The organism is Stenotrophomonas sp. 85239_Sma (assembly GCF_056481725.1).
In genome coordinates this window covers 2,501,749-2,525,020 of sequence record NZ_CM151163.1, presented here as the reverse complement: position 1 = coordinate 2,525,020, position 23,272 = coordinate 2,501,749, and the positions used below count along the sequence as shown (strand labels likewise).

The following is a 23,272-nucleotide window of genomic DNA, read 5'->3' as shown; positions in this document are numbered from 1 at the left end:
GCTGCAATGCCGGAGTGAATGCGCCGTGGCGGTGCTCTTCATCGATCATCACGCGCCCTTGTAGCCCGGTTCGCGCATCCTGCGGGCGTTGCGGCAGAGGTGGGCCGCGTGTATCGAGGAGCGCCGGTCGTGCTGGAAGCGGGCAACAAACCAGAGGGCCTGAAAGGGCTGAGAGTGCTGGTGGCGGAGGATGAATTCGCCATCGCGATGTTCCTGGTGGACTACCTGGAGCTGAAGGGCGCGCAGGTGGTAGGGCCGGCCGGAGACCTGCAGGCGCTGGGGCGGCTGGTGGATGACAACCCCATCGATGTGGCCCTGCTGGACATCAACCTGGGCGGCGAGCAGGTGTACCCGTTGGCCGATCGCCTGGCCGAAGCGGGCACGCCGTTCATGCTGACCTCCGGCTACGACGACAACCTGCCCAGCCGCTTCGCCAGCGCGCCCCGCTGCACCAAGCCTTATCACATCGAGGCCCTGGTCCAGCAGTTGGCGGGCCTGGTGGCGACGCCGCAGGCCCCTGCGGGCGTCGCCTGATTGCGCGGCATGTCGCGCCGCATCGAAGGCCTCCAGGCCGCCGGCCCGAGGGGCGGAATGCTGCCGGCCCCGCGCCTGCAGGCGCGCCACGATGGCATGGCCGCGCGCATCGCGCGCCACGACTGGTCGTCCACGCCATTGGGCGCCTGTGAGCAGTGGCCGCCCCACCTGCGCGCCACCGTCGACCTGATGCTGGCCCACGGCTTCCCGATGATCGTGCTGTGGGGCGAACAGTTGGTGCAGCTCTACAACGACGGCTATGCCGAGATCCTCGCCGACAAGCATCCTGGCGGACTCGGCCAGCCGACCCGCGAGTGCTGGCCCGAGGTCTGGCACATCAACGGGCCGATCTACCAGCGGGTCTGGCAGGGCGAGACCATCACCTTTGAGGACAAGCTCTATCCGCTGGCGCGGCGGGGGCGGTTGGAGGATGTCTGGTTCACCATCACCTACAGCCCCATCTGCGGAGAGGAAGGCCGCATCAACGGCGTGCTGGTGACCATGTTCGAGACCACCGCGGCGCACGTTGCGCAGGCGGCCCGCGAGCGCGAGGAGCGCAAGCGGCGGGAAAGCGATCGCCGGTTGGCGCTGGCATTCAAGGTGCTGCCGGTGGGTGTCTGCATTGTCGACGCCGAAGGCCGCCTGCAGCTGTCCAATGATCAGATGCGTGCGTACCTGCCCAGTGGCAAGGTGCCCTCGACCGATGCAGAGAACCAGCATCGCTGGCGCGGCTGGCATGCAGACGGTTCGGCCATCGGCCCCGAGGACTTCGCCATCGCCCGGGCGTTGCGGGGCGAGACGGTGGTTCCGGGCCTGGAGTTCCAGTTCACCCATGATGACGGGCGCGCACGCTGGACACGCGTCGCCGCCGCGCCACTGCGCGATGCAGACGGCGAAGTAACCGGCGTGTTCGCCATCGCCGTGGACATCGACGATCTCAAGCGCGCCACCGAGCGCCAGTCGGTGTTGCTGGCCGAACTGCAGCACCGGGTGCGCAACATCATGTCGACCATCCATGCCATTGCCTGGCGGACCCGCGAGTCGGTTGGCAGCGTGGATGAGTACGCCGAACGCCTGTGCGGGCGGCTGATGTCGCTGGCGCGCACGCAGAGCCTGCTGACCCGTGGTGCCAACGCGGGGGTCTGCCTGCGCGGCATGCTCGACGAAGAGATCGCGGCACAGACACCGGCAGCGGCGGCCTACCGCCTGCAGGGCGAGGACGTGCTGCTGCCGCCGAAAGCAGCCGAAGTGCTGTCCCTGGCGATCCACGAGCTGGCGACCAATGCCCTGCGGCATGGCGCACTGACCCATGAGGATGGCCGGATCGAGGTGGCCTGGGATCTGCAGGTTCAGGCCGGCCAGCCATGGCTGGGCCTGCATTGGTGCGAGCGCCATGCCGAGGTGGAGGACTGGGAGCTGCCCCGCCAGCGTGGCCTTGGCCGGGCGCTGATCGAGCAGCGCGTGCCGTACGAGCTGGCCGGCAGCGGCGAGCTGCGCTTTGGCCCGCAAGGCCTGGACGCCTGGATCCGCTTCCCGCTGCGCGAGCGCGACAGCCTGCTGCAGACTGACGCCCCGGATACCCGGCCCAACGGGTAAAAGGGAATTTATCTCCAATTTGGCCAAATTGGGTATAGTGGCTCTCATCACCCCTGCCTGGAGCCATGCCATGACCCTGCCGCTGGACCTGCCTGGCCTCGAGAAGGCCCCGGCTTCGTCCGTGAAGACCCGGGGCTGGCCGAGCCTGATGCGCACCGTGCGCGAGAAGCAGGCGCTGGTCATCACCAACCACAATCATCCGGAAGCGGTGATCGTGGACATCCGCACGTACCAGGAGCTGCTGGCCAAGGCCGCCGGCGGTGACGCCGGTGAGCGCAGTGAAGAACTGCTGCGCCTGCGCGGTGAGTTCGACCAGACCCTGGCCGGCCTGCAGCGCGGTGAGGGGCTGGGCAAGGTACTGGGCCAGCCGATCCGCCGCGGCCGCAAGGTCACCCTCGGCCGTCCGCTCTGACCGATGGGGCGCATCCTGGTGCTGGCCGGCGTCAACGGCGCCGGCAAGAGTTCGCTGTTGGGTACCTGGCTGGAAGCCGAAGGGCTGGGCTGGTTCAACCCCGATTCGTTCACCCGCCGCCTGGTGGAGGCCGGCGGGCCGTTGCCGGAGGCCAACGCCGAGGCCTGGCAGGAAGGCACCCGCCGCCTGCGCCAGGCCATGGCCGATGGCACGGACTTCGCCTTCGAGACCACGCTGGGCGGCAACACCATTCCACGCCTGCTGCGTGAGGCCTGCGAACGGCATCAGGTGGCGATCTGGTTCTGTGGCCTGGCCACGGTCGAGCTGCATATCGCCCGCGTTGCGGCACGGGTGGCTGCCGGCGGCCATGACATCCCGGTGGAGAAGATCCACGCGCGCTTTGATTCGGCGCGCGAGAACCTGCTGGAACTGCTGCCACACCTGGCCGAGCTGCATGTCTACGACAACAGCGCCCCGGCCGACGCCGAGGGCTGCGTCGAACCGCTGCCGGTGCTGGCGATGGCGCATGGCCAATTGCAGTATCCGGTGTCGGTGGCCGAACTGCTGCATACGCCGGACTGGGCCAAACCCATCGTAATGCGTGCGATGGAGTTGGACACCCCGCCGTAGATCCACGCCATGCGTGGATGCCTGGGCTGCACGGCTGGACAGATTCCTGGCGCCATCCGCGCCATCCGCAACCAGGGTGATCGCATCATTGTCGATTTCACAGTCACTGCCGGGGCAACAGTCTGTGAATGGAAGAGCCCGAACCGCCACGTCTGCCCGCCGGAGGGTCACTACACCTGGATGCTGCGCTGGACGCCGGGGAAGCTGGCCCGCATCAAGAAGTAACGCCAACGTAGCGCCGGGTGTATGCACCCGGCGCCAGTGTCCCCTGGGATCCACGCCAAGCGAGGATCGCGTTCTGCGCCCAGCCTCAGGCCGGCTTCACCTGCTCGGGTTCCGCAACGTCCGGTAGCGGTGGCAGGTTCGGATCCACCGTCACGGGTACATCGCTCTTCAACAGCGCAGCGGCTTCCTTCCTGCAGCCGACGGCCGGCGGCGAACCGCGCAGCGGCAGGCCGGCGGTCTCCTTCACGAACAGCATGGTCACCAGGCCGATCACCGCCGCGCCCATCAGGTAGTAGGCCGGTACCAGCGGGTCGCCGGTGCGTTCCACCAGCCACGCGGTCACCAGCGGCGTGGTGCCACCGAACAGCGACACCGACACGTTGAAGGCGATCGACAGCGCGCTGTAGCGCACCGGGGTATAGAACAGTGCCGGCAGCGTGGATGGCATCGAACTGGTGAAGCACACCAGCGCCAGCCCCAGCAGCATCAGCCCGAGGAAGATCAGCCCATCATTGCCGCTGCCGACCAGCAGCAGGCACGGCACCGCCAGCACCAGCAACGCGATGCAGGCGCCGATGATCATCGGGCGGCGGCCCAGCTTGTCACTGAACAACCCGCCGACGATGTTCAGCGGCATCATCGCCAGCATCACGATGATGATCAGCAGCAGGCCCTTGCTCTCGGCGTAGCCCATGGTGACGCTGAGGTAGCTGGGCATGTAGGTCAGCAGCATGTAATCGGTCACGTTGAACACCAGCACCAGGCCCATGCAGACCAGCAGCTGGCGGCCATGTACCTGCAACAGCGCGCCCAGCCCGGGCCGGTCGTGCTCGCGCTTTTCGGCTTCTTCGGCAAAAGCGCGGAATGCCGGGGTTTCCTCCAGCCTCATGCGCATGTACAGGCCGAGCAGGCCCAGCGGGCCGGCCACCAGGAACGGAATGCGCCAGCCCCAGTCCAGCATCTGTTCGCTGCTCAACAGCATGTGCAGTGCCGTTACGGTACCGGCGCCGGCGATATAGCCGCCCAGCGTGCCGAACTCCAGCCAGCTACCCATCAGGCCGCGGTTGCGGTCGGTGGAGTACTCGGCGATGAAGGTGGCCGCGCCGCCATACTCGCCACCGGTGGAGAAGCCCTGTACCACGCGTGCCAGCAGCAACAGCACCGGCGCCCAGATGCCGATGCGCTCGTAGGCGGGAATCAGGCCGATCGCAAAGGTGCCTAGCGCCATCAGGATCATGGTGAACGCCAGCACTTTCTGGCGGCCGTAGCGATCACCCAGCGGGCCGAATACCAGGCCGCCCAGGGGGCGCACCAGGAACGCCACGGTGAAGGTGGCGAACGCGGCGATCACCTGTGCGGTGGGATTGCTGGACGGGAAGAACACCTGGCCGATGGTGACGGCCAGATAGCCGTAGACACCAAAGTCGAACCACTCCATGGCATTGCCGAGGGCGGCGGCGCCGACGGCGCGCTTGAGCATGGGCTTGTCGACGACGGTGATCTCATCGACCTTCAGGTGGCGGCGGCGCTTGAACCAGCCGAAATGGGCATGTGCATCGGGGGTGTCCTGCATGGGGGCTCCCTTGTAGGTAGAAGAGGGGAAATGAGCGGTGAGACAGGTCCCGGAAATCGGAAACGGCGATGCAGGCGCAGGTGGCGCAGGGGCATCGGTGAGTGGCGTGGGGGCCGGGCAATGTGTGCAGGCGCAACGCGCCGCGCACGGCAAAGCACCGCTGCCATGGCGGAAACGCAGCAACGCAATCACAGCGGCCGCGCAGTCAGCGGCCGGGAGTCACATCAGCGTAGGGAGTGCAGGCAACGGGCCTGCGGGCGTCATCCGCCGGGATCCAGCGCGAGGCGATGGAAATGCAGGGCGGGAGCATTCGTGGCAAGCGAAGCGCCGGTCGGCAGTGCTTCCCACGTAACAGGTGCGCCCGTCACGTAGTGGGTCGTGTCGATCATCCGTTCATCATAACGGCATTGGCGTGAGCATGCAGCGAAGCGGGCTGATCTGCACGCTGTGTTCCATCGCGCCTGTTCATGCGCGAATGCAACGCAATGACATGTGTTGAACGAACTCTGGCCGCAGCGCTCACACCGTGCTGTCTACGGTGGGGGTGAACGCAATCGAGAAGGAGCATCGCATGACCCGTCGCATTCCCGAAGGTACGCTGATCATCGTCGCCGATGGTGGTTCGGCCCGCGTGTTCACCAACGTTGGCAGCGAGCATCAGCTGGCCCTGAAGCAGGAAGGCGAGCTGCGGCTGCAGGACATCAGCGAGCAGGGTGTATCCGGGCAGGGCCCGGCCGGGGCGGTGCCAAAGGACATGTCCATCTCCCAGCTCAACGAAGCGACGTTCGCCAAGCAGGTCGCCGAGCAGCTCAACGAGGATGCACTGAACAACCGCTATGCGCACCTGGTACTGGTGGCCGACCCGACCACGCTGGGGCGCATCCGGCCGCTGCTGCACAAGGAGGTCCAGGCGCGCCTGCTGGGTGATATCGCCAAGGACCTGACCAACGCGCCGCTGGAAGACATCCAGAAAGCGCTGGCGGCGTAGCACGCATGCCATTCATGCGTGACCATGTTGCCGCCGAACCGGCCCGCGCCGATGTTGATGCGCAGGCCGGTTGGCTGCTGCTGGAGTTCGGCGCGCCGTGGTGTGGCCACTGCCAGGCTGCGCAACCGGCGCTGCAGGCAGTCGTGGATGCGCACGACCTGCCGCACTGGAAGATCGAGGATGGCAAGGGCAAGCCGCTGGGTCGCTCGTTCCAGGTGAAGCTGTGGCCAACCGTGGTCCTGCTGCGTGACGGCCAGGAAGTGGCGCGGGTGGTGCGGCCGGTGGAACGCGCAGATCTGGCAACCTTGGAGAGCGCGCTACCCGATTGATCGGCACCCGCCTTATGCGGCGTCGCGCCACGCTCAACTGATTGCCGTGGAGCCAAGCTCCACGGAGGTCCAGCAAAGCCGTGCCCGATTGTGCCGCAGGGTTCAATTCAACGTGGCCCGCGCGTCGTGCAACCCTTCATGCCGCCCAACAGCAAAGGGCGGCCCGGGCCTGCGCCGGAGCTGCCTTCTCCAGGCCCGAAACGCCTTACCAGTTGTAGCTCATGCCCACCTGCGCACTGGTCTGGTGATAGCCACTGGCGTGTTGCAGCGACAGCCCACCCCAGGCGCCGATGCCGTTGCTGAACTTCAGCGACGCACCGGCACTGAACTCGCCACGGCTGCGCGGAATGCGGGCATCCACCACCTCGTCATCCATGCGGATCTGCGATTCGGCACGGGTATGCAGCCAGTGGGCGGCCAGGTACGGCTGCACCTCGGTGGACCCGCTGCCCCAGCGGGTCACGCCGGACAGACGAAGGCCCGCGCGACCGAACAGGCCGTTGGCGTTCTCCGCGCCCACCACCGTGCCGTTGGCTTCGGTGTGGCGGTTGCTGTGCCAGCGGTTGTAGCCCACCTGCAGCTGCGGCTCCAGATAGAGGCCGCCATTGCGGGCGCCGCCTACACGGAACGCGTAGCCGGTTTCCACCGCACCCCGCCAGGCGCGGCTGTCGTAGCGCTCGGCAGCCAGGCCGATGCCTTCCACGCGGTTGCGGAACTGCGCCCGCTGCAGCGAGCCATCCACATAGAAGCCGGCATACGGATCGGCGCCATTGCCGCCGCGCCAGGTGCCGTAGAGGCCCAGCGCCTCGCCCTTCACCTTGCCGCGGGCGTAGTAGCCAGTCAGTTCATTGGTGGAGGTGCTGGTGGCATTACCGCTGGACAGCATTACACCCGCGCTGCTACCCGAATCGTGACGCCATAGATCGGCACCGACAGTCAGCGCCTGGCTGTTGCCTCGGATATCCAGTTGCTTGCTGACCGCATCGAAGCCATTGCGCGAACCATCCACGCGCGCCCAGGCGCGGCCGCTGTTCTGGCCGGCATGCCGGTCGTGATAGCCGAGGCGGAACATGTTCTGCGCGGCCTGCAGATTGGCCAGGTAGGCACCCGGTTCCGGGCGCAGCACCGGTTCCGGTTCAATCGGATCCACGGGATCCACGGGATCCACGGGATCGACCGGTCGGCATTGCGGTAGGCGGGGATCGACAACACACGGGTCCGGCACGGTCGGCAGCTGCGAGCGCAGGTACCAGTTGCCGTCGGTGCCAGTGCCCTTGTGCAGGAAGTACTCGTACTGACCGCCCACCGCGCGGCCGGCCAGGTTGAACTGGCCATTGGAGGCACCGCCGACCTGGATCAACTGGATCCCTTGGTGGGTCTGTGCACCGGCACCCCCTACGTTGTTGACGCGCACGTTGGCCGTGCCGCTGGTGTCGCCGCCGATGACGAGCCTGTCGGTGGCCGCATCATCGCCAGCCAGCACGGTGTTGAACACGATCGTGCCATCCGCGCCGCTGAAGTTGCCAGCCACGTTGAGCGTGTGGAAGGCGGAGCCGTCGCCCAGGGAGATGGTGCCATTGCCGAGGCTGAGAGCACCGACCGTGGAGTTTCCGGTCATGTTCCAGGTGGCCGAGTCCAGCGTGGCGCTGGTGACGCTGGTCATGACGCCGGTGATGCTCGCGCCGTTGGACAGTGCGACGTCAACCGTGCCACCGGCTGCGTTGACAATGCCGCCGGTCGCGCGCGAGGCATCCAGATTCAGGTCGATCACTGCGCCCGCATCCTCAACCAGGAGTGCGGTTCCGCTGCCGCCGATCAACTCGCTGCCGTTGCGGAAATTGAACGTCGCGACGACAGAAGGCCCGCTGCCAAGGCGCACGACGTGTATACCCGCGCCGTTTCGACCTTCGACGCGGGAGGCGTCTATTTCCACATTGCCTCGATCACCGGGCGCGGCCAGTTGATACGTTGCCGTAATGCCAGCGTCGTCACCAATGAGGGTGCTTCCATTCCGGGCAAGCAGGTGGGCCGGGTCGGCCAGCAGGAATCCAATGCCGCGGTCAAAGGTACCGCTGGAGTTGAACGTACCCTCAAGCCGGCTTGCGTCCAGCGTCAGGGCAGCCCCCTGTGTGGCACTGCCGCCGAAGCCGGCACCGAACACTGTGCTGCGCTCGATGAATGCGATCGACCAGCCGGCACCGCCACCGGAGGTGGTCAGGCTCAGGGCGGGGCCAGCGGTGTTGTGTAGGGTGCCCTGGATCAGCGTAATTGAGCTGTTGGTCAGGTTGACCCGCCCCTCAATGGATGTACCAATTGCGATGATGTCGGATCTGTTGGTTGCATTGATCCCCAGAAGACGGGCGCCTGGCTTGGCATTCAACCCTGCGCCGTTCAGGACCCATGTTTCGGGCGTGTCGCCCGGGTTGACCTCGGCGCCCTGACCAGGTCCAAGACTGCCGGCCTGCGCCGTGTGCGCGAGGGCGATGCCGGCGGCGATGGCCAGTGCAAGGGAATGACGAACTGCGATCTTCATCGTGGAACTCCTGTAGGAATCGAACTTCAGGAAAGGGATCGCATTCCCTTCGTCGCTGTGAACAAAAGGCCGGGATGACGCGGGGGCGAAGTGATTTCGGTGCCTTTGCCAGCCCGTGGCTGCAAAGTGGGGGAGGGGCGCATGAGTACTGCGAATGCCGCCACAGGCTTTGCACCGCTGTGCCAGGCTTGGGGACAGTGTGGCAAGCGTGTCTGGATCGATCCATGCAATTAATTGCAATCTCTGCTTGCCATAGGCTGCGCCAGTGGAATCGTTCAGCCGCAGCGCAACATGCGGCGCCGATACGTGAGTGCTAGGATCTGACCACCACCTGAATCGATCCAAATGCCGATGCCCACGCTGGACCGTCGTCTCCTGATCGCTGTCGCCGCCACGGCGATGTTCGCTTCCGGCCTGGCTTCTGCTACTCCTGCCAGATCGGTCGCCGACAAGGCCTATGCCTCGGTTGACCCGTTCATTGGTACCGGCGGCGAAGGCCACACCTACCCGGGTGCCACGGTGCCGTTCGGCATGGTCCAGCTCAGCCCGGACACGCGCATCCAGCCGCGCGAAAAGGCCTACGGCTGGGCAGCTGGCTACCGCTACGACGACAGCAGCATCGTCGGCTTCTCGCACACGCATTTCTCTGGCACCGGTCACTCCGACCTGGGCGACATCCTGCTGATGCCGTTCACCGGCGAGCCGGGCCTCGAGCGCGGCGATCCGCAGAAGCCTCGCAGCGGCTATGCCTCGCGCTTCCGCCATGACGACGAGAAGGCCGAGCCGGGCTACTACGCGGTCACCTTGGACGACTACAAGGTGCGCGCCGAGCTGACCACCAGTGCGCGCGTGGGCGTGCACCGCTATGCCTTCCCCAAGGGCACCGACGCCAAGGTGCTGCTGGACATGCGTACCAGCATGTACGACTACCCGGGCAAGGTGCTGTGGTCGCGGGTGCGGGTGCGTGCCGACGGCACGGTGACCGGCTTCCGCGAGACGCGTGGCTGGGCGCCGGGCCGCCAGCTGTACTTCGCGATGCGTTTCTCGCGACCGCTGGCCGGGCACGAGCTGCACAACACCGAACAGGACATCGTCTACAAGGGCTTCCCGCCACCGGGTGAGAAGGACCCAGCGCAGCGTGCGCAGATCGAAGGGCGGCAGCTGGTCGGTACGTTCGCGTTCGGCAAGCTGGACGCACCATTGGTGGTCAAGGTGGCCATTTCACCGGTCAGCGAAGCCGGTGCCATCGCCAACCTCGACGCGGAAGTGGCCGACTTCGATTTTGACCACGTTCGCGCGCAGGCAAAGCAGGAATGGACGCAGGCGCTGTCGGTGCTCGATATCGATGCGCCGGAACATGCGCGACGCAGCGCCTATACCGCGCTGTACCACACCCTGTTGGGGCCGACCCTGTTCATGGATGCCGATGGCCAGTACCGCGGCCCGGACAACGCCGTGCACAAGGCCGAGGGCTATACCAATTACTCCACGTTCTCGCTGTGGGATACCTATCGCGCGCTGCATCCGTTGCTGACGCTGGTGCAGCCGGAGAAGCGCAACAGCGACTTCGTCAATTCGATGCTGGCCCACCATGAGCACAGCCCGTACGGCATGCTGCCGGTGTGGTCGTTCCACGGCCTGGAAGACTGGTGCATGATCGGCTACCACGCCGTGCCGGTGATCGCCGATGCGTACGTGAAGGGCATCCGTGGCTTCGACGCCGACAAGGCGTTGAAGGCGATGGTCGAGACCGCGAACTACGGCCCCTATGACGGCATCGCGCAGTACCGCGAGCTGGGCTATGTGCCGATCGACGAGGAAGGCGAAGCGGCCAGCAAGACGCTGGAATATGCCTTCGATGACTGGACCATCGCGCGCATGGCGCAGGCGATGGGCAAGGCCGATATCGCGGCCACCTTCGACAAGCGTGCTGGCAACTGGCGCAACGCGTTCGACAAGGACACCGGCTTCATGCGAGCGCGCAAGCGCGATGGCAGCTTCCGCACGCCGTTCGACCCCAGCGCCAGCGGCTACGGCACCGACTATACCGAAGGCAATGCCTGGCAGTATTCATGGTACGTGCCGCAGGACGTGGCCGGCCTGGCCGCCGCGCACGGCGGCAGCGACAAGCTGCTCGCGCGCCTCGATGAGGTGTTCAACGCCAAGGTCGATCCGTCCATCTTCGAGCACATGGAAGATATCACCGGCCTGATCGGCTGGTATGCGCATGGCAACGAGCCCAGCCATCATGTGGCCTATCTGTATTCGCATGCCGGCCAGCCGTGGCGAACGCAGGCGCGCCTGAAGCAGATCATGGACAGCCAGTACGCCGACCGCCCCGATGGCCTGGCCGGCAATGATGACGTCGGCCAGATGTCGGCGTGGTACGTGTTCACCGCGCTGGGCTTCTACCCGGTGGCACCGGGCTCGGGCGAGTACATCCTGGGTCGTCCGTTCCTGCCGAAGACCGCGATGCGCCTGCCCAACGGCAAGACGTTCACCATCGTGGCCGATGGCCTGGACGACAAGCACACCTATGTGGGCAGCGTGAGCCTCAACGGCAAGCCGCTGCAGCGCGCCTTCCTGCGCCACGACGAAATCCTGGCCGGCGGCGAGCTGCGTTTCAGCATGCAGGCCGAGCCGAACAAGGACTGGCCGGGGCAGGGTGCGCAGGCGCCGTATTCGATGAGCCGGTGATGCGGAGCGGCGCCGTCCTGCCGCCGCCATTGCCCCGCACCTGGTAGGTGCCAACCTTGGTTGGCACGCGGCACGTCAGCGGGAACGAAACCGCAACCCCACGCGCGCGCCACCGATGGGGGCGGTGGCGATCACCAGCATCGCACCATGCCGCTGCGCGATCTCGGCCACGATCGCCAGGCCCAGTCCGCAGCCGTCGCCTTCGCTGCTGGCCCGATAGAAACGTTCCGTGACGCGCGTGCGTTCGGTTTCGGCGATGCCGGCGCCGTCATCGTCCACCCATACCTGCACGCCCTCGGCATCCTGCTGTAGTCCCAGGGTGATCACACCGGGCACGGCACCGTAGCGCAGCGCATTGTCCAGCAGGTTGCCCAGCGCCTCGCGCAGCAGCTGGGGGGCACCCTGTACCTGCACGCCGTCATCGGGCCCCTCGTAGCCCAGGTCCACGCCCGCCGCCAACGCACGATCGGCGTAGCGCTCCACCACGCCACGCGCCAGCGCGGCCAGGTCCAGCGGTTGCAGCGGCAGTGCGCTGCCATGCGGATCCTCGGAGCGGCTGAGCATCAGCAGCTGGTTGACCAGGTGCTGCAGCCGCGCCAGCCCGGCCAGCGTGCCGGACAGCGCCAGCTGCTGCGCCTGCGGATCATGCTGGCGCAGCGAACTCTCCAACTCCACCTGCATCGCCGCCAGCGGCGTGCGCAACTGGTGTGCGGCGTTGCTGACGAAGCGGCGCTGCGCAGCCTGCATGGCGTCAAGTCGCTGCAGCAGCGCGTTGTACGCCTCCACGGCTGGCCATAGTTCGCGGGGGGCTTCCTGCGCGGGCTCCAGCGGCGCCAACGGATCCGGCCGCGGGCTGGCGAGCTTCCGCGCCACTTGATTGGCATGCCGTGCGGCAGCACCGGTACTGGACCAGGCCAACCATGCGGCCAGCGCCAGGATCGCGGCCTGGAACGGGATGCTGGTCAGCAGCAGCTTGCGCTCCAGGCGATGGCGCTTGCGCAGCGTCTCGGCGACGCGCAGCCGGATATCGTGGCCCGGCCCGGCGCTGACCACCACCTCCACCATGCGCACCGGCTGCCCACGCACACGTGCATCGTAGTAGACGGCATCGTCATCATTTCCAGCCGCGATTGCGGGGCGTGGCAGGGCTTCGGGCAGGTCGCCATACAGGCGCCCGCCATCGGCATCCACCACTTCGCCATGCACTTCGTCGGCGGTGTCCCAGGTGAACATGCGCGACACCGCCGGGGTGATCTCGATCGAGGCACGCCCGTCCTGCACCTTCACCAGCTCGGACAATGACATCGCCGAGTCCAGCAGCCAGCGGTCGTAGACCTGGCCGGCATAGAAGCGGGCCAATGCGAACGATCCAACCGCGCTGCACAGCAGCAGTACCAGCAGCGGCAGCCACAGGCGGCGCAGCAGCAGGCCGCGCAGGCTGAGCACGCGCTCAGTCACCCATGGCCTCCAGCCGATAACCCAGGCCGCGCAGCATGCGGATGCCGACGCCGGCGCGGGCCTGCTCCAGTTTGCGGCGCAGGCGGCTGACATGCACTTCAATCACCGACAGGTTGGCCTCGTGGTCCCAGCTGTACAGCGCGTCGAACAGGCGCTGCTTGGTGACGGTGCGGCCGGGATGCTGCATCAGCGTTTCGACCAGCGACAGTTCGCGCGCGGTCAGCTCGATGCGCTGGCCTTCGACCTGCACTTCGTTGCGGATGCTGTCGAAGCACAACCGGCCCAGACGTTTCTGCGCCGGTGCATCACTGCGGCGGCGTGACAGCGCGCGCAGGCGCGCCTCCAGTTCACCCAGGGCGAAAGGCTTGGCCAGGTAATCATCGCCGCCACGGTCGAGGCCGAGGATGCGGTCCTCCACGCCATCGCGTGCAGTCAGGATCAGCACCGGCAGGGTCACACCATCGTTGCGCAGGCGCGAGAGCAGGTCGAGGCCATCGACGTCGGGCAATGAAAGGTCAAGCACCATCACGTCATACGGCGCGCTGGCCAGTGCAGCCGGCGCGTGCAGCCCGCGCGAGAGGTGGTCGCACAGATGGCCGGCGCCCTGCAGGGCGCGGATCAGTCCATCGGCCAGGGCGGCGTCGTCTTCGATCAGCAGGATTCGCATTGCAAGCTTCGTGCAAGGTTGGGGCAAGTCTGGCGCAAGTGCGTCACCTTACCGTGACGTGCATGAATTTCGCCCACCGTCTTGCGGCCCTGCTGGCTGCCCTTTCGTGCGCGCCTGCGGCTTCGGCGCTGTCCCTGGCAGAAGCGCAGCGTGCAATGGACGCACACAATCCGGACCTGCGTGCGGCGGCACTGGAGTTGCGCGGGGTGCAGGGCGATGCGCAGACCGCGGCACTGCGCCCGGCCACCGAGCTGTCGATCGGCACCAGCAAGGTCAGCCCCAGGCACGGCATCGGCCCAGGGCGCTGGCAGGACAAGCGCGTGGACAGCACGCTGGGCCTGGGCTGGACCTGGGAACGCGGTGGCAAGCGCGCGTTGCGCATCCGCCAGGCGGACGCGCTGCTGGAAGTGGCCGGACTGGACATGCTCGATGCCCGGCGCCGCCAACAGGTGGCGCTGCATGAAGCCTATTTCGGCCTGAAGGGCGCGCAGGAGCGGGCGCGGATTGCCGATGCCAACCGCCAGAGTTCGGCCGAGCAGATGGCGGCGGCCGACAAGCAGGTGGCGACCGGGGCGATGGCGCCGGTGGATCGCGCGCGGCTGGCGGTGGACGATCTGGCGGTGGCTGACGCGGCGCGCGAGGCGGCGCTCGATCTGCGCGATGCGCGGCATGCGCTGGGCCTGCTGCTCGGCAGCGATGACAGCCGCGACCTCAGTGCCGATGACCCCTGGCCGGATGCCAGCAGCGTGGCCGACGTGCGCGCGTTCGATCCGACGCAGCGCGCCGACCTGCGTGCCGCGCGTTCGCGGCTGGCCGCGGCCGACGCAGGCGTGGCACTGGCGCGCAGCGAGCGTCGTCGCGATATCCAGCTGGGCGTGGAGGCCGAACGTGAGCCGACCGACATCAGCGGTGTTACCTGGGGCGTGTCATTGACCATTCCGCTGGGCGGGCCGTCGCGCGCACGCGGCGCGATCCAGCGTGCCGAGGCCGACCGGGACAGCGCCGCGCTGGAGCTGCAGGTACTCCAGCGCGAAGCTCGCGCCGAGCTGGACCAGCTGCAGGCCAGCGTGCAGTCCGCCGCACAGCGCCGCAGCGACTACGAGGGGCTGCAGTCCGACGCTGCCCGCAAGGCGGTGGAGGGCATCGAACTGGCCTATCGCCGTGGCGCCGCCAGCCTGACCGATCTGCTGGATGCACGCCGCAGCTGGCGCGACTTCGAGGCCGCGCTGATCGAAGCGCGTGCCGACCATGCCATTGCCCTGGCGCGCTGGGAAGCGGCCACATCCGTTGCTGAAGGAGAATCCCGATGAAGTCGATCGTCGCCCATCGCCCGCGGGCGCGGCACGCCATGCTGCCCGCCCTGCTGGCGCTGGCCCTGCTGGGCGGCTGCGGGCGCGAACCGGCGTCGTATACCGAGGATGCACCGCAGGTCAGCGCCGGCCAGATCCAGTTTCCCGCCGGCAGCCGCCAGCTGGACGTGCTGCGCACCGAAGCGGTGAGTGCCGGCGCCAGCGCCAGCCTGCAGCTGCCGGGCCGGGTGGTCTGGGACGAGACGCGCTCCAGCGCACTGCACACGCCGCTGCCGGGGCAGGTGGCGCGCATCGAGGCACAGCCGGGGCAGAAAGTGAAGGCCGGCCAGGTGATCGCCTGGATCACCTCGCCCGAGTTCGGCCAGGCGCAGGCGGAGGGCGTGCGAGGCCGGGCCGAGCTGCAGCAGGCGCGCAGGGAACTGGAGCGCACCCGCGAACTGCACGCGGCGGGGGTGGCGTCGGGCCGCGAGCTGGACGAGGCCGAGACCAACTTCGCCGGCAGCCAGGCCGATCACGCGCGTGCGACTGCCTTCGCCAGGGCCTATGGCAACGGCCAGCACGTCGACCAGCGCCTGCCACTGCGCGCGCCCATCGATGGCGTGCTGGTGGAGCGGCGGATGAGCCCGGGCATGTCGGTCAGCCCCGACAGCGAACAGCCGTTGGCGGTGATCGGCGATCCGGACCGCCTGTGGTTGCTGCTCGATGTTCCCGAGAGCCTGGCGGGACGCCTCAAGGCGGGCATGCAGGTGAGCGTGCCCGGTGCCGATGGCCAGCCATTGCAGGCGACCCTGCAGCACGTGGATGACTTCGTCGACAGCGAGCGCCGCGTGGTGCAGGCGCGCGCCGAGCTGGACAACCATGCACGTGCCTTCAAGGCCGGCCAGTACGTGCGTGCTCAGGTTGCGTTGCCGGCCGAGGGCGGTGTCTCGCTGCCCGATGCCGCGGTGTTGCTGATCGACGGTACACAGGTGGTGTTCGTGGAGGAGGGCAAGGGCCGCTTCGTGCGCCATGCCGTGCACGCCGAAGAGCAGGGTGACGGGCGGCTGTGGGTGCGAGAGGGCCTGCCGATGGGCAGCAAGGTGGTGGTCGAAGGTGGCCTGCTGCTGCAGCAGCTGGTCGACAGTGCGGGACCGGGCGCCAGCACCGGCACGGGGCATGCCGCCCCATGATCGATCGCCTGATTGCCTATTGCCTCCGCCAGCCGCTGATGGTGATGCTGGCACTGCTGCTGTTCATCGGTGCCGGCATCGCCGCGTTCCGCGTGCTGCCGGTGGAAGCCTTCCCGGATGTGTCCGACACCCAGGTGACAGTGGTGTCGCTGCACCCGGGCCGTGCCGCCGAAGAGGTGGAACGCGAAGTGACGATGCCGCTGGAAGTGGCGCTGTCCGGCATTCCGCATTCGGTGCGGGTGTTCTCGCATACGCAGTTCGGCCTGTCGATGATCATCCTGACCTTCGACGACAAGGCCGATGACTATTTCGCGCGCCAGCAGGTGCTGGAGCGCCTACAGGGCGTGGCGCTGCCGGAAGGGGTGACCCCGGAGCTGGAGGCGATGAGCTCGGCGGTGGGCGAGATCTACCGCTACGTGCTCAAGGGCCCGCACATGACGCCGACCCAGCTGCGCACCGTGCAGGAATGGACGATGGAGCGCAGCCTGCGCACCGTGCCGGGCGTGGCCGATGTGATCAGCTTCGGCGGCTTCGCGCGCACCTTCCAGGTCAAGCCGGACCTGGACAAGCTGCGTGACCGCGGCATCAGCCTCGGTGAATTCGCCGAGGCGCTGGAGAAGGGCAGCGCCAATGCCGGTGGTGGCTACGTGGAGCGCGGCCAGCAGCAGTTCCTGATCCGCGGCGTGGGCCTGATGCGTTCGCCGGCCGACATCGGCAACGTGGTGGTGGCGCAGCGCGGGGGCACGCCGATCCTGGTGCGTGACCTGGCTGGCATCGCCGATAGCGGCCTGCCCCGGCAGGGCCTGGTCGGCCAGGATGACAATGACGATGCGGTGTTCGGCATGGTGCTGATGCGCAAGGGCGAGAATCCGTCCGACGTGCTCGACGCCCTGCATGCGCGCATTGCCGAGATCCAGGCGAACCAGTTGCCGGCCGGGGTCAGCATCGAGCCGTTCTACGACCGCTCGTGGCTGGTATCGACCACGCTGAAAACCGTCTTCCGCAATCTTCTGGAAGGCGCGGTGCTGGTGTTCCTGGTGCTGTGGCTGTTCCTGTACAACGCCCGCGCCGCGCTGATCGTGGCGGCGATGATGCCGCTGGCGTTGCTGTCGACCTTCCTCGGCCTGCATCTGTGGGGCGTGCCGGCCAACCTGCTTTCGTTGGGCGCGATGGACTTCGGCATCATCATCGATGGTGCGGTGATCGTCACCGAGCACATCGTTTCGCGGCTGACCAAGCTGCCACCCACGGCAGACAGGAAGACGCGCTTCTCGACCATTCTGTCGGCAGCATCGGAGGTGGGGCGGCCAACGTTCTTCTCGATGCTGATCATCATCGCCGCGCATATTCCGATCTTCACCCTGCAGCGCCAGGAAGGCCGCATGTTCGCGCCGATGGCCTATTCGGTGACCTCGGCGTTGATCGGGGCGTTGATCCTGGCGCTGACCGTGGTGCCGCTGTTCTGCTACTGGTGGCTGCGGCGTGACCGCATGCGCGACGGCAACCCGCTGATGGACCGCCTGACCGGCTGGTACCGGCCGATCCTGGAGCACGCGCTGGCCCGCCCGCGCGCGGTGGTGCTGACCGCGGTTGCGCTGCTGGTCGGCACGCTGGCACTGGGTAGCCGCCTGGGTTCGGAGTTCCTGCCGGAGCTGGACGAAGGATCGATCTGGCTGACCGCCACGCTCGATCCCAGCACCAGCCTGGCCGAAGCGCAGCAGCAGTCGCGGCGTATCCGCGAACTGGTCGGCACCTTCCCGCAGGTGTCGACGGTGGTGGCCAAGCTGGGGCGCCCGGAAGATGGCTCCGATGCCAAGGGCGCCAACCAGATCGAAGCACTGGTGGCGTTGAAGCCGGAGAAGGAGTGGCCGAAGGGCGTGGACAAGCGGCAGCTGGTGAGCGACCTGCAGCGCACGCTGGAGCAGCGCATTCCGGGGCCGGAGTTCTCGATCTCGCAGCCGGTGCGCGACAACATCCTGGAGAGCATCTCGCAGATCAAGGGCCAGGTGGTGATCAAGGTCAGTGGCTCGGATCTGGGCGTGCTGAACCAGCAGGCGCAGGCGATTCTGGGCCAGGTTCGCGGGGTGGAGGGCGTGGAGAGCGCCTTCATTGATCGCGACGGGTCGTTGCCGCAACTACAGATCGAGATCGACCGTGACCGCGCCGCACGCTATGGGCTGAACGTGCGCGACATCGACGAGGTGATCGAGACCGCACTGGGCGGGCGCCAGGTCGGCGAGCTGTGGGAGGGCGACCGCAAGTTCCCGATCACCCTGCGCCTGGACGATGCCGATCGTGACCTGCAGCGGCTGCGCACGGTGCCGGTGGGCATCGGCGATGGCCACGCCGTGACGCTGTCCGACGTGGCCGACTTCCGAATGGCCAGCGGCGCGATCAACATCTCGCGCGAGAACGCACAGCGGGTGAAGGCGGTGAGCATCTTCATCGCCGGGCGCGACATGGGCAGCGTGGTGGCCGACATGCGCAAGCGCGTGGACGCCAGCGTGCAGCTGCCGGAAGGCTACCGGCTGGAGTGGTCCGGCGAGTTCGAGAACCAGCAGCGTGCCATGAAGCGGCTGGGCTGGGTGATTCCGCTGTCGGTGCTGATCATCTTCGTGCTGCTGTTCGATGCCTTCAAGGACATCAGCAGTGCGGCACTGATCCTGGCCAACGTGCCACTGGCGATGATCGGCGGCATCCTGGCCCTGTGGCTGACCGGCATTCCGCTGTCGGTGTCGGCGGCGATCGGCTTCATTGCATTGTTCGGGCAAGCGGTGCTGAACGGGGTGGTGATGCTCAGTCGCTTCGCCCAGCTGCGCGAGCAGGGCATGGACCTGCTGCAATCGGTGGTACAGGGTTCGCTGCAGCGCCTGCGTACAGTACTGATGACCGCTTTGCTGGCGATGTTCGGGCTGCTGCCGATGGCGACCTCGCATGCGATCGGTGCAGAGACCCAGAAGCCGCTGGCGGTGGTGGTGATCGGCGGCCTGCTGTCGGCGATGCTGCTGACCCTGCTGGTACTGCCGACGCTGTACTACTGGGTGCATCGCCGCCGCGAGGCCCGCGGCGGCTGACCGGCGCGGTGGATCCAGGCCATGCGTGGATGCGCGATCTACACCATCCCGCCGTTGGCGCGGAGCACCTGGCCGTTGATCCACGCACCGTCAGCACCGGCCAGGAACGCTACCGCACCGGCGATGTCATCCGGCGTACCCAGGCGTTCCAGAGGGTTCAACTTCGCCAAGCGCTCGATCAGCTCGGGCGATTTGCCATCCAGGAACAGGTCGGTGGCGGTGGGGCCTGGTGCCACCGCGTTCACGGTGATGTTGCGCCCACGCAGCTCCTTGCTGAGGATCGCGCCCATTGTCTCCACGGCCGCCTTGCTGGCCGCGTACACGCTGTAGTTCTCCAGCCGGATGCCGACCACGCTGGTGGACAGGGTGATCAGGCGGCCACCGTCGCGGACCCGCCGTGCACTTTCGCGCAGCACATTGAACGCGCCCTTGAGGTTGATGCCGATCACCCTGTCGAACAGGGCGTCGTCGGTGTCGGCCAGCGACGCCAGTTGCAGCACGCCAGCACTGTTGACCACCACGTCGAGACCACCGAAACGGGCCTCGATGGCCTCGAACAGCTGGCGCACCGCCTGCGGGTCTGCCACATCGGCCTGCAACGCGATGGCCTGCGCACCGGCTGCGTTGAGTTCGGCCGCCAACGCTTCGGCGTCGTCGCGGCGCCCCGCATAGTTGATGGCGACTGCGTGGCCATCGGCGGCGAGCCGGCGGGAGATGGCGGCGCCGATGCCACGGGAGCCACCGGTGACCAGGGCGACAGAGGAGGTGGGGGAGGGGGTCATGCTGGCGTCCAGTGGGGCACGCCGGAGTGGCGCAGGGCCATCTTCGCGACATTGTCCTTTCGGATAATCCTGCATAATCCGCCAACATCATCCGGATAGCCGAACAATGGACCGCTTCACGGCCATGCGCGCCTTCGTCCGTATCGTCGAGCGCCGCAGCTTCACCCGTGCCTCCGAGGACCTGGGCCTGCCGCGGGCCACGGTGACCGACGCAATCAAGGCGCTGGAACAGCGGCTGGGCGTGCGACTGCTGCACCGGACCACGCGTCTGGTGGTGCCGACGCTGGAAGGCGAGGCCTTCTATGGCCGTTGCCTGCGCCTGATCGCCGACATGGACGATGCAGAGGCCGCGTTCCGTGACGTGCCGCCGCGCGGCCCATTGCGCATTGAAGTGCATGGCACGCTGGGCCGGCACCTGCTGTTTCCGCACCTGCCGGACTTCCTGCAGCGCTACCCGGAGATCGACCTGGAGGTCAGCGAGGGCGACCGCTATGTCGACCTGCTGCGCGAAGGCGTGGATGCAGCGCTGAGGGTGGGGACGCTGGCCGACAGCGATCTGGCGGCGCGACGGCTGACCCTGCTGCGCGAGGTGACGGTGGCCTCGCCGGATTACCTGCAGGCCAAGGGCGTGCCGGGCAGCATCGATGCCCTGCAGGACGGCCACCAGATGGTCGGCTACCGCTCCAGCGCAACCGGCCAGCTGATTCCGCTGGAGTTCCAGCAGGGTGGGCAGGTGCATTACCTGCCGCTGCCGGCGCGGGTGCGTGTCTCCGGCGCGGATGCGTTCCTCGGGGCCGCGCTGGCGGGCCTGGGCATCATCCAGGCGCCGCGCTACCGGATGGACCCGTACATCGCGCGCGGGCAGCTGGTTGAGCTGTTGCCTGAGGCGCCGCCGACGCCAAGCCCGTTGAGCCTGGTCTACCCACGCAACCGCACCCCATCGCCACGGTTACGGGTGTTCATCGACTGGGTGGCCGGGGTGTTCGACCAGGAACGACGTTCCTGAGACGCCGCATGGGCTGGTGGTGCCGGCCGGCATCACAGCGCTGCCAGCGGCCCCTGCATGCGATGGAAGCTGCCATCGGTGGCGGTGAACCAGGCCAGCGAACGCCCGCCGACGAAATCATCGACATGCACGACCGTAGCGCCATCGGCTTCCTGCCACGAAATGGCATAGACCCCGTCGCTGATCCTGTGCCACTCACAGGCGGCTTCACCCCGCGCACCGGCGTAGGCGCCGGAGACGATGGCGTACTGCACGTGGCGGCCATCGGCGCTGTAGACATTGTCGGCGGCCAGTCCGTCATAGCTGACGCGGAAGCGGCGGCCGGCGAATTCGGGAAGGTCAGCGGTCGTGGTCATCGGATCGCCACCGGGTTGATGTTCACCTGGGTCGAGCCGACGTACAGCGGCTGGCCGAGCACGAACAGGAACTCCCAGGCCTTGTCGCGCACCAGCGCGCGGCTGTCGATCAGCTCCAGGTTGTAGATGCCGCGCTTGGCCAGCATGTACTGGTTGATCGGGAACTCTTCGGCACCGTTCGGGTTCGGGTAGACCTCCGAGGCCCAGGTGTCGCCACCGAAGGCGACGATGCCCTGGTCGGCCAGCCACTTCGCGGCCTCCATGCCGATGCCCGGTTCCACTTCCAGGAACTGTTTGTCGTCCTTGCCGATCAGTTCCAGCCAACCGGTGTTGAACAGCACCACGTCGCCCTTGCGCAGGCTCAGGCCCTGCTTCTTCAGCACGGCCTGGATGTCGGCCACGGTGAACTCGGTACCGCCGGGCACGATCGCCTTGCCGTAGTACGCGATCATGTCCAGCACGACGCCGCGGGTGACCATCGGCGGCACTTTCTCGACGCCGAGCTTGCGCACACCGTCCACGGTGACGAAGTCGGCGGCCTTGTTGCCGTTGTAGTAGACGTTGTCGATGCCGATATGGCCGATGCCGTTGAGCTGGGTGCCAACGCCGGTCCAAGCGTTCACCAGTTCATCGTTGAAGGTGAACCTGTTGGGGCCCAGCGACTTGCCGGCCTGCTGGCCGACCTGCACGTTGTGCAGGCGGAAGCTGCGGTGGCGGAACGCGGGCAGGTTCTTGTCCACCGGCACCGCCAGCGGATAGGTCTTGCCGGTCCTGACCAGCGAAACTGCGTGCTTGACCACGTCTGCGGTCAGCAGGTTGGCCGCGCCGATCTCGTCATTGGCACCGTAGGCCGAGGGATACCAGTCCTCGGCGGTGGCCTGGAAGGACAGCGGCAGGGTGGCCAGCGCAAGCGCGGCCAGGGTCTTCATTTTCATGGCAAAGCTCCGGTAACTGTCAGGCCGTCGCGGGGGCGGCAAGCGGGGCATGCGACGCGGCCGCGCCGGCATGGGCCGGGAAGTGCGGCAGCACGTACTCGGCGATTTCGTGGAAGGTCTCGGCCAACGGCCGTTCGTTGCGGCGGAACTGCAGGCCGATGTGGTCGACACCGGCCGCCCGCATGGCGTGCAGCTCGGCCAGCAGGGCGTTGCGGCCGCCGCGCAGACCGAAGCGCCAGCGCTGCAGGGGGGCATCGGCATCGGCCACCAGGTCCAGGTGGATGAAGCTGGCATACGGCTTGTTGCCGGCCACGGCGCGCCAGGCCGCCACGCGTTGTGCATGGTCCTGCGGCGTGCCCGGGTAGGCCAGGCAGCCGTCCATGTGCTGGCCGATCCACGCCGGTTGCTGCTGGGCCAGGCCGGCCACGAACAGCGGCACGGCCGGGCCGTCCGCAGGCAGCACGTCCAAGCCCTGCGGCAGGTGCGCGGCGGCGCCTTCGCGCAGCAGTGCGACCTGCTCGCGGAAGCGGCTGCCACGGCTGTCGAAGTCGCGGCCGAACAACGGGTACTCCACCGGGCGGTCGCCACTGGCCACGCCCAGCAGCAGGCGGTCACCGCTCAGCCGCTGCACGCTGCGCGCCGACTTCAAGGTCAGCAACGGCTCGCGGATCGGCAGCACCACCGCACCGGTACCCAGCAGGATGTGCTCGGTGATACCAGCCAGGTAGCCGAGGTAACTGAATACCTCGAATACCTGCGCCGCATCGCCGAAGGCCGGGTCGTACACCGGCACGTCGCGTACCCACAGCGCACGGAAGCCCAGGCGGTCGGCCAACCGTGCCAGTTCCGCATGGCGTTGCAGGTCCGGTTCGCCGGGCAGGCGCCGCGCGGCGCGTCGTGCCTGTTCGCCCATCGGCGTCCAGTCATTGTCCAGCGGTGCTTCGATGCCGATGCTGAAACCACCGGCCTGCAGCCGCGCCAACGCACTGACCATGGCG

General features: G+C 67.4%; 21 protein-coding genes. 12 read left to right on the top strand and 9 right to left on the bottom strand.

The genetic code is table 11. The annotated features are described in order from the left end of the window. Positions 1-129: 129 nt before the first annotated feature. The 5 genes from ACYKG1_RS11875 to ACYKG1_RS11855 all read left to right on the top strand — a co-directional run bounded on the left by ACYKG1_RS11875 (position 130) and on the right by ACYKG1_RS11855 (position 3,397). Positions 130-534: a response regulator gene (locus tag ACYKG1_RS11875; protein WP_100472717.1), complete on the top strand. Its 405-nt coding sequence runs from the start codon at positions 130-132 to the stop codon at positions 532-534. A 9-nt stretch (positions 535-543) separates the two neighbouring features. Then, entirely contained in the window at positions 544-2,130 is a 1,587-nt protein-coding gene (locus tag ACYKG1_RS11870; protein WP_100472715.1) for a sensor histidine kinase, read from the top strand. 70 nt (positions 2,131-2,200) lie between these two features. Continuing rightward, positions 2,201-2,542, top strand: a complete 342-nt coding sequence (locus ACYKG1_RS11865) for a type II toxin-antitoxin system prevent-host-death family antitoxin (RefSeq protein ID WP_043033329.1) — start codon at positions 2,201-2,203, stop codon at positions 2,540-2,542. 3 nt (positions 2,543-2,545) lie between these two features. Further along, positions 2,546-3,172, top strand: coding sequence for an ATPase (locus ACYKG1_RS11860; protein ID WP_478470590.1), 627 nt, complete (start codon positions 2,546-2,548; stop codon positions 3,170-3,172). 9 nt (positions 3,173-3,181) lie between these two features. After that, entirely contained in the window at positions 3,182-3,397 is a 216-nt protein-coding gene (locus ACYKG1_RS11855; protein ID WP_478470589.1) for a hypothetical protein, read from the top strand. A gap of 85 nt (positions 3,398-3,482) precedes the next feature. Here the strand turns inward: ACYKG1_RS11855 and proP are convergent, their stop codons facing one another. Together proP and ACYKG1_RS11845 are read right to left on the bottom strand one after the other, a co-directional pair. Continuing rightward, a complete protein-coding gene (gene proP, locus ACYKG1_RS11850; RefSeq protein WP_478470587.1) occupies positions 3,483-4,970 on the bottom strand; it encodes a glycine betaine/L-proline transporter ProP in 1,488 nt (495 codons plus the stop codon). A 260-nt stretch (positions 4,971-5,230) separates the two neighbouring features. Continuing rightward, positions 5,231-5,359 carry a hypothetical protein gene (locus ACYKG1_RS11845; protein WP_256202341.1) on the bottom strand — a complete coding sequence of 43 codons (129 nt, stop codon included), beginning with the start codon at positions 5,357-5,359 and terminating at the stop codon, positions 5,231-5,233. Between the two features lie 182 nt (positions 5,360-5,541). Between ACYKG1_RS11845 and ACYKG1_RS11840 the strand changes: the two genes are divergently transcribed. Continuing rightward, positions 5,542-5,958 carry a host attachment family protein gene (locus ACYKG1_RS11840; protein WP_100472704.1) on the top strand — a complete coding sequence of 139 codons (417 nt, stop codon included), beginning with the start codon at positions 5,542-5,544 and terminating at the stop codon, positions 5,956-5,958. Positions 5,959-5,963: 5 nt separating this feature from the next. Then, complete coding sequence (locus ACYKG1_RS11835) at positions 5,964-6,287, top strand: thioredoxin family protein (protein WP_100472701.1); 324 nt, start codon at positions 5,964-5,966, stop codon at positions 6,285-6,287. A 205-nt stretch (positions 6,288-6,492) separates the two neighbouring features. Here ACYKG1_RS11835 and ACYKG1_RS11830 read toward each other — a convergent pair whose 3' ends face one another. After that, a complete protein-coding gene (locus tag ACYKG1_RS11830) occupies positions 6,493-9,165 on the bottom strand; it encodes an autotransporter family protein (RefSeq protein WP_478470584.1) in 2,673 nt (890 codons plus the stop codon). On the opposite strand from ACYKG1_RS11830, the gene ACYKG1_RS11825 reads away from it, so the two are divergent. Beyond that, on the top strand, positions 9,166-11,517 hold the full coding sequence (locus tag ACYKG1_RS11825; protein ID WP_478470583.1) for a GH92 family glycosyl hydrolase: 2,352 nt from the start codon (positions 9,166-9,168) through the stop codon (positions 11,515-11,517). 75 nt (positions 11,518-11,592) lie between these two features. Here the strand turns inward: ACYKG1_RS11825 and ACYKG1_RS11820 are convergent, their stop codons facing one another. Both ACYKG1_RS11820 and ACYKG1_RS11815 read right to left on the bottom strand, forming a co-directional pair. Next, the gene (locus ACYKG1_RS11820; protein ID WP_478470581.1) at positions 11,593-12,975 is read right to left on the bottom strand and encodes a sensor histidine kinase; all 1,383 of its coding nucleotides are present in this window, start codon (positions 12,973-12,975) and stop codon (positions 11,593-11,595) included. Beyond that, positions 12,968-13,642 (bottom strand): response regulator, encoded by a 675-nt coding sequence (locus tag ACYKG1_RS11815; RefSeq protein WP_100472690.1) that lies wholly within the window; start codon positions 13,640-13,642, stop codon positions 12,968-12,970. The genes ACYKG1_RS11820 and ACYKG1_RS11815 overlap by 8 nt, the downstream gene beginning before the upstream one ends. A gap of 62 nt (positions 13,643-13,704) precedes the next feature. On the opposite strand from ACYKG1_RS11815, the gene ACYKG1_RS11810 reads away from it, so the two are divergent. Genes ACYKG1_RS11810 through ACYKG1_RS11800 form a run of 3 tightly spaced genes read left to right on the top strand, consistent with a single transcriptional unit; the run spans position 13,705 to position 19,195 of the window. Beyond that, positions 13,705-14,952: a TolC family protein gene (locus tag ACYKG1_RS11810; protein ID WP_478470579.1), complete on the top strand. Its 1,248-nt coding sequence runs from the start codon at positions 13,705-13,707 to the stop codon at positions 14,950-14,952. Then, positions 14,949-16,121, top strand: coding sequence for an efflux RND transporter periplasmic adaptor subunit (locus ACYKG1_RS11805; RefSeq protein ID WP_478470577.1), 1,173 nt, complete (start codon positions 14,949-14,951; stop codon positions 16,119-16,121). Before ACYKG1_RS11810 ends, ACYKG1_RS11805 begins: the two co-directional genes overlap by 4 nt. Beyond that, positions 16,118-19,195 (top strand): efflux RND transporter permease subunit, encoded by a 3,078-nt coding sequence (locus ACYKG1_RS11800; protein ID WP_478470575.1) that lies wholly within the window; start codon positions 16,118-16,120, stop codon positions 19,193-19,195. Before ACYKG1_RS11805 ends, ACYKG1_RS11800 begins: the two co-directional genes overlap by 4 nt. A gap of 38 nt (positions 19,196-19,233) precedes the next feature. On the opposite strand, the gene ACYKG1_RS11795 is transcribed toward ACYKG1_RS11800, so the two are convergent. Further along, on the bottom strand, positions 19,234-19,977 hold the full coding sequence (locus ACYKG1_RS11795) for an SDR family oxidoreductase (protein ID WP_478470574.1): 744 nt from the start codon (positions 19,975-19,977) through the stop codon (positions 19,234-19,236). Positions 19,978-20,083: 106 nt separating this feature from the next. On the opposite strand from ACYKG1_RS11795, the gene ACYKG1_RS11790 reads away from it, so the two are divergent. Then, a complete protein-coding gene (locus ACYKG1_RS11790) occupies positions 20,084-20,983 on the top strand; it encodes a LysR family transcriptional regulator (RefSeq protein WP_478470572.1) in 900 nt (299 codons plus the stop codon). 32 nt (positions 20,984-21,015) lie between these two features. On the opposite strand, the gene ACYKG1_RS11785 is transcribed toward ACYKG1_RS11790, so the two are convergent. The 3 genes from ACYKG1_RS11785 to ACYKG1_RS11775 are packed head-to-tail and all read right to left on the bottom strand — an operon-like array spanning position 21,016 to position 23,268. Continuing rightward, entirely contained in the window at positions 21,016-21,339 is a 324-nt protein-coding gene (locus tag ACYKG1_RS11785) for a MoaF-related domain-containing protein (RefSeq protein ID WP_262226728.1), read from the bottom strand. Next, a complete protein-coding gene (locus ACYKG1_RS11780; protein ID WP_478470570.1) occupies positions 21,336-22,274 on the bottom strand; it encodes a cyclase family protein in 939 nt (312 codons plus the stop codon). The genes ACYKG1_RS11785 and ACYKG1_RS11780 overlap by 4 nt, the downstream gene beginning before the upstream one ends. Positions 22,275-22,293: 19 nt before the next feature. Continuing rightward, positions 22,294-23,268, bottom strand: coding sequence for a TIGR03571 family LLM class oxidoreductase (locus ACYKG1_RS11775; RefSeq protein ID WP_478470568.1), 975 nt, complete (start codon positions 23,266-23,268; stop codon positions 22,294-22,296). Positions 23,269-23,272: the final 4 nt, after the last annotated feature.